The following is a 14,054-nucleotide window of genomic DNA, read 5'->3' on the forward strand; positions in this document are numbered from 1 at the left end:
ATGAATTCAACATCTGTAAGAGCGAGAAAGGCATCCCGGTTATGACACCGCGAACTACCACCACAATCTGTGAGCGACGCTAGTCGAGGCCTTTTTCTACCTGCAAGATGAAAAAAGCGCGGCTGGTCCGCGTTTTTTTTCGTCCGCGTTTTTGTAAAGCAACCGTTCAACTTAATTCAATCCGGCGTCGTTCCAAGTGAGCGCCGATATGAGGCCCAAAATGATAGCAGTCAAACTTCCCGATGGTTCACAGCGTCAATTCGAAGCGCCGCTGACTGTGGCGCAGGTCGCCGCCAGCATCGGCGCCGGCCTGGCCAAGGCGGCTTTGGCCGGCAAGGTCGACGGCAAGCTGGTCGACACTTCTTTCCTGATCGAGCGCGATGTCGAGCTGGCGATCGTGACCGACAAGGATGCCGACGGCCTGGAAGTGATACGCCATTCGACAGCGCATTTGCTGGCCTACGCGGTCAAGGAGCTGTTTCCTGACGCGCAGGTGACGATCGGACCGGTGATCGAAAACGGCTTTTACTACGATTTCGCCTACAAGCGTCCGTTTACGCCGGAAGACTTGCTGGAAATCGAAAAGAAGATGGCCGAGCTGGCCAAGAAGGATGAGCCCGTCACGCGCAAGGTGGTGGCGCGCGATGAAGCGATTGCCTATTTTGAATCGATCGGCGAAGCTTACAAGGCGGAGCTGATCGGCTCGATCCCGCAAGACCAGGAAGTCTCGCTCTACACAGAAGGCAAGTTCACCGACCTGTGCCGCGGCCCGCACGTGCCGTCGACCGGCAAGCTGAAGGTATTCAAGCTGATGAAGCTGGCCGGCGCATACTGGCGCGGCGACGCCAAGAATGAAATGCTGCAGCGGGTGTACGGCACTGCCTGGGCCAAGAAGGATGAGCAGGAAGCCTATCTGCACATGCTGGAAGAGGCGGAAAAGCGCGATCACCGCAAGCTGGGCCGCGCACTCGACCTGTTCCACTTCCAGGACGAAGCGCCGGGCCTGATTTTCTGGCACGCCAAGGGCTGGACGATCTGGCAGCAGGTCGAACAGTTCATGCGCCGTGTCTATAACGACAATGGTTATCAGGAAGTCAAGGCGCCGCAGATCCTCGACCGTTCCTTGTGGGAAAGGACCGGCCACTGGGAAAATTATCGCGAAAGCATGTTCACCACCGAATCGGAAAACCGCAGCTATGCGCTGAAGCCGATGAACTGCCCTGGCCATATCCAGATTTTCAATTCCAGCCTGCACAGCTATCGCGACCTGCCTTTGCGTTTCGGCGAATTCGGCCAGTGCCATCGCAACGAGCCGTCCGGCGCCTTGCACGGCATGATGCGGGTGCGCGGCTTTACCCAGGATGACGGCCATATTTTCTGTACAGAAGAGCAGATACAGGAAGAGGTTGCCGTCTTCGACAAGCTGGTGCGCAAGGTCTATCTCGATTTCGGCTTTAGTGAAGTGGCGGTCAAGCTGGCCCTGCGTCCTGAAAAGCGGGTCGGCGAGGAAGAGGTCTGGGACAAGGCGGAAAGCGCCTTGCGCGAAGCCATCCGTGCTTCCGGCGCCGAGTGGGAAGAATTGCCGGGCGAGGGCGCCTTCTATGGCCCGAAGATCGAGTACCACCTGAAGGATTCGATCGGCCGTTCCTGGCAGTGCGGCACCATGCAGGTCGATTTTTCCATGCCGGGCCGCCTCGGTTCGGAATATGTCACTGAAGATAATGGCCGCAAAGTACCGGTCATGCTGCATCGTGCTATTGTCGGCTCGCTGGAGCGTTTTATCGGGATGCTGATCGAAAATCACGCCGGCGCCATGCCCTTGTGGCTTGCGCCAGTGCAAGTTGTTGTTTTGAATATCTCCGACGCCCAGTCGGAATATGTCCAAAATGTTGCACAAACGCTGAAAAAACAAGGGTTTAGGGTAGAGACGGATTTGCGTAATGAGAAGATTACCTATAAAATACGGCAGCATTCTTTGCAGAAGCCGCCTTATATACTGGTTGTCGGTGATAAAGAGCGGGATGCAAACACAGTGGCCGTGCGAGCGCGGGGCAATGTCGATCTGGGTGTGATGCCTATCGACGTACTGGTGGAGCGCCTCAGGAACGAGGTCGAGACCAAAGCCTGAACGGGATGACCCAAGCGCAAGAGCACGGCTTAATTATTTGATTTTTAAAGGAAACTGCAATAGCTACGGACAAGTCACATCGCATCAACGGCGAAATTACGGCGCCAGAATTGCGCTTATCCGGTGTCGAGAACGAAGCACTCGGTATCGTCAGTCTGGCTGAGGCTTTCCGCCTGGCGGAAGAGGCAAACGTTGATCTGGTGGAAATCGCACCGACAGCCCAGCCGCCGGTAGCCCGTTTGATGGACTACGGCAAGTTCAAGTACCAGGAACAGAAGAAGGCGCACGAGGCCAAGTTGAAGCAGAAGGTCATCCTGGTGAAGGAAGTCAAATTCCGCCCGGGTACCGATGATGGTGATTACAACATCAAACTGCGCAACCTGACCCGCTTCCTGGACGAAGACGGCGACAAGGTCAAGATCACGCTGCGTTTCCGCGGTCGTGAAATGGCTCACCAGGACATCGGTATGCGCATGCTGGAACGTCTGAAAGCAGACCTGGAGCCGTACGGACAGGTCGAGCAGTGGCCGAAGATGGAAGGGCGCCAGATGATCATGATCATTGGCCCGAAGAAGAAAAAGTAATTTGGGTTTAGGCGACTTGGATGAGCAATTGTCCAGATCGCCCAAAAGCAGCAGGCGAGATCCTGCTGCGAAATCCAGCTGTGGCAGTCGTGCAGCTGGGTTTAAACAAGTGAGAGCAGGCATCCAAGCGTAACGATATTGTTGCCACCTGCAATCATGTTAAAAAAGGAGCTGTCCCTAGAGGACAGATAGTGTCATGCCTAAAATGAAAACGAAGAGCAGCGCCAAAAAGCGCTTCCGCGTCCGTCCAGGTGGTACCGTTAAACGCGGCCAAGCGTTCAAACGTCACATCCTGACCAAGAAAACCACCAAGAACAAACGTCAATTGCGCGGTTCCGTCGGTGTCCATGATACAAACATGGCTTCCGTTACCCGCATGATGCCAACCGCTTAACCTCATACTAAGGAGTTATTATGCCTAGAGTAAAACGTGGGGTTACAGCTCGTGCCCGTCATAAAAAAGTTCTCAACCTTGCCAAGGGTTACCGCGGTCGCCGCAGCAGAGTCTACCGTGTAGCCAAGCAAGCAGTCATGCGCGCTGGTCAATACGCATACCGTGACCGCCGCAACAAGAAGCGCGTATTCCGTGCATTGTGGATCGCCCGTATCAACGCCGCTTCCCGTGAGCATGGCATGACATACAGCGTATTCATGAACGGTCTGAAGCGTGCTTCGATCGAACTGGACCGCAAGGTTCTGGCTGATATGGCAGTGATGGACAAGCCAGCGTTTGCTGCGATTGTCAATCAAGTCAAAGCCAACATCGCTGCGTAAGTTTCTTATGTAGTTTTGCCAATGCCGCGCAGTTCTGCGGCGTGGCAATCCCGAGCGGGGCAGAGGTCAACACCTTGTGCCCCGTTTGTGTTTTTAACCGCCACTTTTCGTGTTTGCGGAAGAGTTCAAGAGGCGCCTGGCCTGTCCCGTGGCGCATTGCTCTGTCCCTGACTGGATAGATGGATGTATTTCGGCTTCAATGGAGCAGGAAAACTGCATGAACTCCCTAGAACAACTAGTAACGCAAGCCCAGGCTGATTTCATCGCCGCCGTCGACGCCGCCGCGCTGGAAAACGCGAAAGCCAAATATCTCGGCAAGACCGGCCAGATCACCGAGCAGATGAAGGGGCTGGGCAAGCTGGCGCCGGACGAGCGTAAAGTCCAGGGCGCAGTCATCAATAACGCCAAAGAGCAGATCGAAGCCGCGCTGACCGCACGCCGCGATGGCTTGGCCAATGCGCAGATGCAAGAGCGCCTGAACGCGGAAGCAATCGACGTCACCTTGCCGGGCCGCGGCCGCGGCGTCGGCGGCATCCATCCTGTGATGCGTTCCTGGCAGCGCATCGAAGAAATTTTCCGTTCGATCGGTTTCGATGTGGCCGACGGCCCCGAAATCGAAACCGACTGGACCAACTTTACCGCCCTGAACAGCCCGGAAAACCATCCGGCGCGTTCGATGCAGGATACCTTCTACATCGAAGGCAACGACACTGAAGGCAAGCCGCTGCTGCTGCGCACCCACACCAGCCCGATGCAGGTGCGTTACGCGCGCATGAACAAGCCGCCGATCAAGGTCATCGCTCCGGGCCGCACCTATCGCGTCGACAGCGACGCCACCCATTCGCCGATGTTCCATCAGGTCGAAGGCTTGTGGATTGCCGAAGACATCAGCTTTGCCGACCTCAAGGGCGTCTACCTGAATTTCGTCAAGGCCTTCTTTGAAACCGACGATCTGCAAGTGCGTTTCCGCCCGTCCTATTTCCCGTTCACCGAGCCTTCGGCCGAGATCGACATTGCCTTCGGCAGCGGTCCGCTGAAAGGGCGCTGGCTGGAAGTGTCGGGCGCAGGCCAGGTGCATCCTAACGTGGTGCGCAACATGGGCCTGGATCCGGAACAGTTCATCGGTTTTGCGTTCGGCTCCGGCATCGAACGCCTGACCATGCTCCGTTACGGCATCAACGATCTGCGCCTGTTCTACGAAGGCGATCTGCGTTTCCTGAAACAATTTAATTAAACTGGCGAGCTTTGGTGCTGGCACGAACACTACACCGTCATCCCCGCGAACGCAGGGATCCAGGTTACGAGCAAAATGGATTCCCGCGTTCGCGGGAATGACGCCAAGGGTGATTTTCTGCAGGCGCCGAATAGTCACCTAAAATCCTGATACAGGTTTTTGAAGGTTTTACCTATGCAATTCTCTGAAAGCTGGCTGCGTTCCATGGTCGATCCGAAGATGACTTCGGACGAATTGTCCCATCTGCTGACCATGTCCGGTCTCGAAGTGGAAGAGGTCGAGCCGGTCGCGCCGCCCTTTACCAATATCGTGGTGGGCCTGGTGGTCGAGACCGCCAAGCATCCGAATGCCGATCGCCTGAATGTCTGCCAGGTCGATGTCGGCGCCGGCGCCATGCTCAATATCGTGTGCGGCGCGCCTAATGTGCGCCCTGGCCTCAAGGTGCCTTGCGCCATGGTCGGCGCCATCCTGCCGCCGGGCGCGGACGGCAAGCCGTTCGAGATCAAGCTGGGCCAGCTGCGCGGCGTCGAGTCGCAAGGCATGCTGTGTTCGGCGCGCGAACTGAAGCTGTCGGAAGACCACGGCGGCTTGCTGGAACTGCCGGACGATGCGCCGGTCGGCCAGAATTTCCGCGATTACTTCGAACTGAACGACCTCAAGTTCACCATCAAGCTGACGCCGAACAAGGCGGATTGCCTGTCGGTGCTGGGCGTGGCGCGCGAAGTGTCAGCCTTGACCGGCACCCCGCTGAAGCAGCCGGTGTTCAAGGCTGTCAGCGCCAACATTACTGAAACGCTGCCGGTCAAGATTTCGGCGCCCGATCTGTGCGGCCGTTTCTCCGGCCGCGTGATCCGCGGCCTCAACGCCAAGGCGCCGACGCCGCAATGGATGAAGCAGCGCCTGGAGCGCAGCGGCCAGCGCCCGATCTCGGCGCTGGTGGACATTTCCAACTACGTAATGCTGGAGCTGGGCCGCCCTAGCCACGTGTTCGACCTCGACAAGATCCACGGCGGCCTCGATGTCCGCTGGGGCAAGGCCGGCGAATCGCTCAAGCTGTTGAACGGCAATACCGTCAGCGTTGACGAATGGATCGGCGTGATCGCCGACGACCGGCAGATCGAATCGCTGGCCGGCATCATGGGCGGCGACGCCACGGCAGTTTCGCTGGAAACGCAAAACATCTACCTGGAAGCCGCCTTCTGGTGGCCGCAAGCGATCCAGGGCCGCGCCCGCCGCTTCAATTTCTCGACCGATGCCGGCCATCGCTTCGAGCGCGGCGTCGATTTCGCCTCCACCGTGGAACATATCGAGCGGATTACCGCCTTGCTGGTCGAAATCTGCGGTACGCCTGCGACCCAGATCGGCCCGATCGACGATCAAAGCGTCAATCTGCCGAAGCGCGATCCTGTCAAGGTGCGCACTTCGCGCGCGATCCGCGTCATCGGCGTGCCTTTGTCGGATAGCCAGATCGCCGATATCTTCACGCGCCTGGGCCTGGCGTTCACGCAAGAGAACGGCGTGTTCTCGGTGACGCCGCCGTCCTACCGTTTCGATATCGAGATCGAGGAAGACCTGATCGAGGAAATCGCCCGCGTCTACGGCTTTGAAAATATCCCGGCCTTGCCGCCGGTAGCGCCGAACGCCATGTACATCGCGCCGGAGAATCAGCGCTCGCTGTTTACCACGCGACGGCAGCTGGCGGACCTGGATTACCAGGAGGTGATCAACTTCAGCTTCGTCGAAGCCGCATGGGAAGCCGATTTCGCCGGCAACCTGGCGCCGATCAAGGTGCTCAATCCGATCGCCAGCCAGATGGGCGTGATGCGCTCGACCCTGATCGGAAGCCTGATCGCCAACGTCAAATACAATCTGAACCGCAAGCTGAACCGGGTGCGGATTTTTGAAACCGGCGCGGTCTACATGCGCGACCAGCAAGTCGAGAACGGTCCGCTGTCGGTAGCCGGCTACGCGCAGCCGAAGCGGGTCGCTGCCCTGGCCTACGGCCCGCAAGCAGACGAACAGTGGGGCCAGGCCAGCCGCACCGTCGATTTCTTCGACGTCAAGGCTGATCTGGAAGCCCTGTTTGCGCCGGTGGTTTTGCGTTTCGCTAAACTTGAACATCCGGCGCTGCATCCCGGCCGTTCGGCGCAAGTGCTGCTGGGCGATAAAGTCGTCGGTTTCATCGGCGAGCTGCACCCGCGCCTGCAACAGAAATATGAGCTGCCTTTGGCGCCGGTTGTGTTCGAAGTCGACGGCTTGGCGTTGCAGCAAAGGCAAGTGCCGGCTTACGTCGAAATTTCGAAATTCCCGGCGGTGGTGCGCGATCTTGCAGTGGTGGTGAAACAAGCGGTTTATGCGCAGGATTTACTGGACGTTTTTGCTGCTGAGCAGCAAGGAAATCCAGCATGCCGGATTCTGCAAGCCATTGTTTTATTTGATGAATATCATGGCAAAGGGTTGGAAAATGACGAAAAAAGTCTTGCTTTCCGTTTTACCTTGCAAGATACTGAAAACACCCTCCAAGATGACACCGTAGAAGCCGCCATGGCTGCTTTGATCGCTGCTGTCAACAAGGTGCCAACAGCAAGATTACGCGCCTGATTTGCCCTCGGACAGCGTAATCTAATGATAAAACCTGCAGCAAAAAAAGCCGGATGCACGCGTTTGTAGAAGCACGCGTGGCGCCGGCGGCAGCAATCCAGAAGACAGGGGCGTAACAACAGAATGAACAATATGCAGACAGTAGAATTTGAATCCGTTCTGGACGCCGATCTGAACCGGGCGATGCGTGAAGCGCAAGCCCGCTCGCAGGCAGAAAAGAATTTGCCGACACTGACCAAGGCGGAGCTGGCTGAACTTTTGTTTGAACAGGTTGGCCTCAACAAGCGTGAAGCCAAAGACATGGTGGAAACATTTTTCGATGAAATCCGCGATGCCCTGGAGCGTGGCGAGTCGGTGAAGTTGTCCGGCTTCGGCAATTTCCAGCTGCGCGACAAGCCGCAGCGTCCGGGCCGCAATCCGAAAACCGGGGAAGAGATTCCCATCACTGCCCGTCGCGTGGTGACTTTCCACGCCAGTCAGAAACTCAAGGGCATGGTTGAAGCCGCAAGCCTGCAACCCATCCAGCCTATCCAACAGTTTGCCGCCGCTCTCCCAGCTAATTCATGAACGATCGCATTAGTAAATCCGAGCTTGTCGTATTGCCGCCGATTCCGGCCAAGCGTTATTTCACCATAGGCGAAGTCAGCGACCTGTGCGGCGTCAAGCCGCATGTGCTGCGCTATTGGGAACAGGAATTCACCCAGCTGAAGCCGGTCAAGCGGCGCGGCAACCGCCGTTATTACCAGCATCACGAAGTGTTGTTGATCCGTCGCATCCGCGAGCTGCTGTACGAACATGGCTTCACCATCAGCGGCGCGCGCAACAAGCTTGACGGCCGCCTGGGCGCCGCCGCGGAAGCCGAGCAGGCTGTTGAAGCCAAGCAGAACGAGGTGAATCTGGTCGAGGTGCGCCACGAGCTTGAGCAGATACTTGAACTGCTGATACCTAAAACCGAGCCAGCCGTAGAATAACTACTGAACACAGAGGGGAGAGAAATCTCTCCTTTTTTTATATACGGCCGGGCCTTATTTTTTCTTTATTCGTCTACGTTATCTATCATGCTCAGCGACCCACGTTTCCCCAATCTTCTCATCCTCAACCATCCGCTGATCCAGCACAAGCTGACGCATATGCGCAGCAAGGAAACCTCAACCCGCACTTTCCGCCAGCTGCTGCGGGAAATTACCTTGTTGATGGGTTATGAAATCACGCGCGACCTGCCTCTGACAACCCAGCTGATCGAGACGCCGATGCAGAGCATGGAGGCGCCGGTGATTGCCGGGCGCAAGCTGGCGGTGGTGCCGGTGCTGCGGGCGGGCATAGGCATGAGCGACGGTTTGCTGGACCTGGTGCCATCGGCGCGGGTGGGGCATATCGGGGTGTACCGCGATCCGGATACGCATCAGCCGGTGGAGTATCTGGTGCGTTTGCCGGATCTGGCGGAGCGCATCTTCATCGTCTGCGATCCGATGGTGGCGACCGGCAATTCGGCGGTGCATGCGGTGGATGTGCTGAAGAAGCGCGGCGTCAGCGATGACCAGATTATCTTCCTGGCGCTGGTGGCTGCGCCTGAGGGGGTGCAGGTGTTCCAGGATGCGCATCCTGGCGTCAAGCTGTATGTGGCGAGCCTGGATTCGCACCTGGATGCGCATGCCTACATCGTGCCGGGCCTGGGCGATGCCGGCGACCGCATATTCGGCACCAAATAAGCCGTAGCAGTCAAATGGGGGCAGAGTTTTTTTTCGCGGCCTTTTGCGAAAATTACTCTGCCCCCATTTAACGGACCACGGAGTACATCAGGCCGTGATCGATGCCTTACCAGCTACAACCTTAAGCCAGCATTTTCAGCACCAGCTCCGCCACCGCAACCGAAGAAGCAGGATTCTGTCCGGTAACCAGGTTGCCGTCGGCTACCGCATAACTACCCCAGTCCTCTCCCTTGCTGTAGTTGCCGCCGAGGCGTTTCAGTTCGGCTTCCACCAGGAAGGGCACGATATCGGTCAGCTGCACTGCGGCTTCTTCACTGTCTGAAAAGCCGGTGACCTTCTTACCCTTGACCAGCGGCGTGCCGTCTGCAGCGCGGACGTGGCGCAGTACGCCGGGGGCGTGGCAAACCGCGGAGACCGGCTTGCCGGCGGCATGCATGGTTTCGATCAGTGCGATCGAGTCCTTGTCTTCCGCCAGGTCCCACAGAGGACCGTGACCGCCCGGATAAAACACGGCGTCATAATCTTTCGCCTGAGCCGAAGACAGCTTGATGGTCGAGGCCAGTGCGGCTTGCGCGGCGCTGTCTTTGCGGAAGCGCTCGGTGGCTTCGGTCTGCGCGTCCGGTTCGTCGCTTTTCGGATCCAGCGGCGGCTGGCCGCCATGCGGCGAGGCCAGGGTCAGCTTGGCGCCGGCGTCCAGGAAAGCGTAGTAGGGGGCGGCGAATTCTTCCAGCCAGAAGCCGGTCTTCTTGCCTGTGTCGCCCAGTTTGTCGTGCGAGGTCAGTACCATTAATATGTTCATATGAATTCCTTTTGTGCGGTGTCGGCCGGGATGCTTATTCGTCGCCGGCGCGTATCACCAGCTTGCCGAAGTTCTTGCCTTCCAGCAGACCTATGAAGGCTTGTGGCGCGTTCTCCAGCCCTTCAACGATATCTTCCCGGTACTTGATCTTGCCGGCGGCGACCCAGCCGCCCATCTCTTTGAAAAATTCCATGTAGCGCGGCTGGTAGTCAAAGATGATGAAGCCTTGCATCTTGATGCGGCGTACCAGCAGGCTGCTCATTAGTGCAGGCAGATGGTCCGGTCCTTGCGGCTTTCCGGTGGCGTTATAGTTGGCGATCAGGCCGCATACCGGCACCCGGGCGTGCAGGTTCAGTAGGGGCAGCACGGCGTCGAATACGGCCCCGCCGACATTTTCAAAATAGACGTCGATGCCCTTGCCGCAGGCGGCCGCCAGCTGCTGCGGGAAGTCGGCGGCGCGATGGTCGATGCAGGCGTCGAAGCCCAGCTCTTCCACTGCGTATTTGCATTTGTCGGCGCCGCCGGCAATGCCGACTACGCGGCAGCCCTTGAGCTTGGCGATTTGTCCGACCAGCGAACCGACCGCGCCGGTGGCGGCAGCCACCACCACGGTTTCGCCGGCTTGCGGCTGGCCGATGTCGAGCAAGCCCATATAGGCCGTGAAGCCGGGCATGCCGAGCAGGCCCAGTGCAAAGGATGGCTTGCCCAGTTTCGGATCCAGTTTGGTCAAATCTTTGCCGTTGGATAGCGCATAGTCTTGCCAACCGCTGTAGCTCAGCACCAGGTCGCCGACATTGAAAGCGGTATTTTCCGACGCCTCAACCCGCGCTACCGTGCCGCCGACCATGACTTCGCCGACTTCGACCGGCGCCGCATAAGAAGGTGCATCGCTCATGCGGCCGCGCATGTACGGATCAAGCGAGAGATAAACCGTGCGCAGCAAGACCTGGCCGGCAGCAGGCGCGGGCAGCGGGCTTTGGTCGAGCTTGAAATTTGCGGCCGTCGGCGCGCCGTGCGGACGCGAGGCCAGCAGAATGCGGCGGTTGATGGTTTTGCTTTGTGACATGTTCGCTACTCCTTGAGTGGAATGAATGCCGGCACTGTTTTGCCGGCGCGTGCAGAATCAGTTAAGCGTCGATCTCACAACGCCGCTTCGAGGATCTTGCGGCTGACTGCGAGGGTGTGGTCCTGGTGTTCGCCGAGCCTGGTCATGCCGTGCTGTTCGAGTTGCAGCAGCACTGTTTCGACCGCAGCCTGGCCCAGCTCATAGTCCGACAAGCGGGTCTTGATGCCGATGCTTTCAAAGAAATCGCGGGTGCGTTCGATGGCGAGGTCGATGCGGGCATCTTCGCTGCCTTCGGTAATCTGCCAGACGCGTTCGGCGTATTGCAGCAGTTTGGCATGCTTGCTGTGACGGCGCACCGTCAGCAGGGAAGGCAGGACGATGGCCAGGGTGCGCGCATGGTCGATATCGTATTGCGCGGTCAGTTCATGGCCGAGCATATGGGTAGCCCAGTCTTGCGGCACGCCGGCGCCGATCAGGCCGTTGAGCGCCAGTGTCGCCACCCACATCAGGTTGGCGCGGGCATCGTAGTCGTCCGGTTCGGCCAGTACTTTGGGGCCGGTTTCGATCAGGCTCAGCAGCAAGCCTTCGGCGAAACGGTCTTGCACCTGACCTTGCACCGGATAGGTCAGGTACTGCTCGATGGTGTGCACGAAAGCGTCGACCACGCCGTTGGCGATCTGCCGCGGCGGCAGGGTGAAGGTTTTGCTCGGATCGAGGATCGAGAATTGCGGAAACACCAATGGGCTGTGGAAGGCCAGCTTGGCCTGTATCGATTTGCGGGTGACAACGCCGCCGTTGTTCATTTCCGACCCGGTGGCCGGCAAGGTCAGCACGCTGCCGAAGGGCAGGGCGCTGGTGATGTTGGCGCCGCGCTTGACGGCGATATCCCAGGCTTCGCCTTCGAAATGCGCAGCGGCGGCGACAAACTTGGTGCCGTCGATGACCGAGCCGCCGCCTACCGCCAGCAGGAAATCGATCTTTTGCGCGCGCACCTGCTCAACTGCCTGCATCAGCGTTTCATAACTCGGATTCGGTTCGATGCCGGCGAATTCATAGACTTCGCGCTCGCCGAGCGCTGCCTTGACTTCGGCCAGGGTGCCGGTTTTCTGGGCGCTGGAACCGCCGTACAGGACCAGCACGCGGGCCTTCGCCGGCACCAGCTGGGACAGCTTGGCGATGGTGTCGCGGCCGAAGACGATTTTGGTGGGGTTGTAGAATTCAAAATTCAGCATGGGGATTTCCTTTGGCAAGTAGGCCGCTCAACCAGCCGAGCGGCAAAAAAATAAATGCGCTTGCAAGTAACAGGAAATAAGCAAGCGCGCGTAGCGATGTGCGGTTTGATCAGGGCGAGGCCAGGACGCTCAAGGTGATTTCCATAGCGTTTTCGAGCGGGCTGCGGTCGCGCTGGAGTTTGGCCAGCAGGCTTGCGCCCAGCCAAAGCTGATAGAGCATCTGCGCGGTTTTCTGCGGCTCCAGGCCGACCTGCAAGGAACCGTCGGCGATGCCTTCTGCGATGCAGTCGGCCAGCCGCGCCATCACCTGCTGGGTGCCTGCGCACAAGGCCAGCCGCATATCGTCCGACAGATCGGCCACTTCAGCGCTGAGCTTGACCACCAGGCACTTGTCCATGGCTTCGCCGCCGGCCTGGGTCTCGCGCCAGTTGCTCCAGTAGCGCAGCAAGCGCTCGCGCGCCGGTTCGGCGGCAGGTGGGCGGGCGCCGATCTGCAAGACCTGGTCGAGCGCCTGCAGGTAGTCTTCCACGTATTGTTCCATCAGCGCCCGGCCGTACTGCTCTTTCGAGCCGAAGTAGTGATAGAAGGAGCCCTTGGGTATCGCCGCCGCGCTCAGGATCTCGCTCAGCCCGACTCCGGAGAAGCCTTTGACTGCGATGATTTTCTGTCCTGCGTCGAGGATGTGGCGCTTGGTGGTGTCGTAAGTGGTTCGCATGATGGATCGATTCTACATCAAAATTAGACCGGTCGTCTAATTGAGCCGAAACTGACAATTTTTAATCAAATTTCGACAGAATCAGGTTGATTCGATACTTTAGCGTTATCCAGTCATGCTTTACCGGCGACTATTCATGTTTACGCATATCCGTTATGCTGGTGGGGTTGATTATGCAATTTTCATATCTATCCGAAAGTTGACAGTTCCCCACCTTTTTTAGCGGCGCCCATGACATCCCGTACCAACCACCATCTTGATACCTACCTGCTGCGTGTGCTGCACACCTTGCTGGTGGAAAAAAGTGTCTCGCGCACTGCCATCAAGCTGGGGCAGTCGCAGCCGACGATCAGCAATACGCTCAAGCGTTTGCGCGAGCTGACCGGCGATGCGATCCTGGTGCGCGGCAAGACCGGCATGGTGCCGACCGAACGCGGGCAGGAGCTGCTGGCGCTGGCCAAGCAGGGCCTGGAAGTGATTGAAAAAATCGCCGCGCCGGTAGCGGCCTTTGAAGCGGACAGCACCTCGCGCGTGTTCCACATCGGCACGCCGGATTACCTGAACATGCTGCTGATCCCATCGATCATCGAGCAGCTGCGCAAACGCGCGCCGGGCGCCAGCCTGATGGTGCACGCGCTGGACGCCAACCTGGATTACGCCAGCGCGCTGGAAACCGGCCGTTTCGACATGGTGATCGGCAACTGGCCGGACCCGCCCGAGCATCTGCACCTGGCGCAACTGTTCGACGACGATGTGGTGTGCATGATGCACCGCGACCATCCGGTGGCGAAAAAGGGCCTGACCCTGAAATATTACCTGGAGATGCCGCACCTGGCGCCGACGCCATACATAGAAGGGCACCGCAGCGGCATCGACGCCGCGCTGGCCGAGCAAGGCTTGAAGCGCAACGTGCAGGTGACGATTCCGTATTTCGCGCTGGTGCCGCACGTGCTGTCGAAATCCGACCTGATCTTCACCACCGGCCGCCAGTTCGCCGAGCACATCATCGAAGACTGGCCGATCGGCATGTTCACCCTGCCGTTCGACATGCCGAAGATGCGTTTCTACATGCTGTGGCATGCGCGTTCGCATGTTGCGCCGGACGTGGTCTGGCTGCGGCGCCTGATCGCCGAAGTGGCGGCCGGGCTCGGCAAGGCGCCGGCCAGGCAGCCGGTGCAGCAGACCCCGTAATCATCCGCCGCACCTTTTTTC

At 58.6% G+C, this 14,054-nt stretch carries 14 protein-coding genes; 10 read left to right on the forward strand and 4 right to left on the reverse strand.

Annotated features, from left to right (window positions below):
• The first annotated feature begins 220 nt into the window (after positions 1-220).
• The 9 genes from thrS (at position 221) to upp (ending at position 9,030) form a co-directional block, all read left to right on the forward strand.
• A complete protein-coding gene (thrS, locus tag KHU30_RS17295) occupies positions 221-2,128 on the forward strand; it encodes a threonine--tRNA ligase (protein WP_211443861.1) in 1,908 nt (635 codons plus the stop codon).
• 59 nt (positions 2,129-2,187) lie between these two features.
• Complete coding sequence (gene infC / locus KHU30_RS17300) at positions 2,188-2,712, forward strand: translation initiation factor IF-3 (protein WP_081992442.1); 525 nt, start codon at positions 2,188-2,190, stop codon at positions 2,710-2,712.
• Between the two features lie 196 nt (positions 2,713-2,908).
• Positions 2,909-3,106 (forward strand): 50S ribosomal protein L35, encoded by a 198-nt coding sequence (rpmI, locus tag KHU30_RS17305; RefSeq protein WP_153233211.1) that lies wholly within the window; start codon positions 2,909-2,911, stop codon positions 3,104-3,106.
• Positions 3,107-3,126: 20 nt separating this feature from the next.
• The gene (gene rplT, locus KHU30_RS17310; RefSeq protein ID WP_211443862.1) at positions 3,127-3,486 is read left to right on the forward strand and encodes a 50S ribosomal protein L20; all 360 of its coding nucleotides are present in this window, start codon (positions 3,127-3,129) and stop codon (positions 3,484-3,486) included.
• A gap of 217 nt (positions 3,487-3,703) precedes the next feature.
• Positions 3,704-4,720, forward strand: coding sequence for a phenylalanine--tRNA ligase subunit alpha (gene pheS, locus KHU30_RS17315; protein ID WP_098492970.1), 1,017 nt, complete (start codon positions 3,704-3,706; stop codon positions 4,718-4,720).
• Positions 4,721-4,894: 174 nt separating this feature from the next.
• A complete protein-coding gene (gene pheT, locus KHU30_RS17320; RefSeq protein ID WP_211443863.1) occupies positions 4,895-7,321 on the forward strand; it encodes a phenylalanine--tRNA ligase subunit beta in 2,427 nt (808 codons plus the stop codon).
• Between the two features lie 123 nt (positions 7,322-7,444).
• The gene (locus tag KHU30_RS17325) at positions 7,445-7,888 is read left to right on the forward strand and encodes an integration host factor subunit alpha (protein WP_014005494.1); all 444 of its coding nucleotides are present in this window, start codon (positions 7,445-7,447) and stop codon (positions 7,886-7,888) included.
• Complete coding sequence (locus KHU30_RS17330) at positions 7,885-8,292, forward strand: MerR family transcriptional regulator (protein ID WP_211443864.1); 408 nt, start codon at positions 7,885-7,887, stop codon at positions 8,290-8,292. The genes KHU30_RS17325 and KHU30_RS17330 overlap by 4 nt, the downstream gene beginning before the upstream one ends.
• Positions 8,293-8,379: 87 nt before the next feature.
• Positions 8,380-9,030 (forward strand): uracil phosphoribosyltransferase, encoded by a 651-nt coding sequence (gene upp, locus KHU30_RS17335; protein ID WP_211443865.1) that lies wholly within the window; start codon positions 8,380-8,382, stop codon positions 9,028-9,030.
• 121 nt (positions 9,031-9,151) lie between these two features.
• Here the strand turns inward: upp and KHU30_RS17340 are convergent, their stop codons facing one another.
• From KHU30_RS17340 to KHU30_RS17355, 4 genes are all read right to left on the reverse strand, one after another.
• Positions 9,152-9,829, reverse strand: coding sequence for a type 1 glutamine amidotransferase domain-containing protein (locus KHU30_RS17340; protein ID WP_211443866.1), 678 nt, complete (start codon positions 9,827-9,829; stop codon positions 9,152-9,154).
• Between the two features lie 34 nt (positions 9,830-9,863).
• Positions 9,864-10,895 carry an NADP-dependent oxidoreductase gene (locus tag KHU30_RS17345; protein WP_211443867.1) on the reverse strand — a complete coding sequence of 344 codons (1,032 nt, stop codon included), beginning with the start codon at positions 10,893-10,895 and terminating at the stop codon, positions 9,864-9,866.
• Positions 10,896-10,969: 74 nt separating this feature from the next.
• Positions 10,970-12,127 carry an iron-containing alcohol dehydrogenase gene (locus KHU30_RS17350; protein WP_211443868.1) on the reverse strand — a complete coding sequence of 386 codons (1,158 nt, stop codon included), beginning with the start codon at positions 12,125-12,127 and terminating at the stop codon, positions 10,970-10,972.
• 109 nt (positions 12,128-12,236) lie between these two features.
• Positions 12,237-12,842, reverse strand: coding sequence for a TetR/AcrR family transcriptional regulator (locus KHU30_RS17355; protein ID WP_211443869.1), 606 nt, complete (start codon positions 12,840-12,842; stop codon positions 12,237-12,239).
• A gap of 231 nt (positions 12,843-13,073) precedes the next feature.
• Here KHU30_RS17355 and KHU30_RS17360 point away from each other — a divergent pair, with 231 nt between their 5' ends.
• Positions 13,074-14,033, forward strand: a complete 960-nt coding sequence (locus KHU30_RS17360) for a LysR family transcriptional regulator (protein WP_211443870.1) — start codon at positions 13,074-13,076, stop codon at positions 14,031-14,033.
• The last annotated feature ends 21 nt before the right edge of the window (positions 14,034-14,054 follow it).

This window comes from Collimonas humicola (assembly GCF_018304945.1).
GTDB lineage: Bacteria > Pseudomonadota > Gammaproteobacteria > Burkholderiales > Burkholderiaceae_D > Collimonas > Collimonas humicola.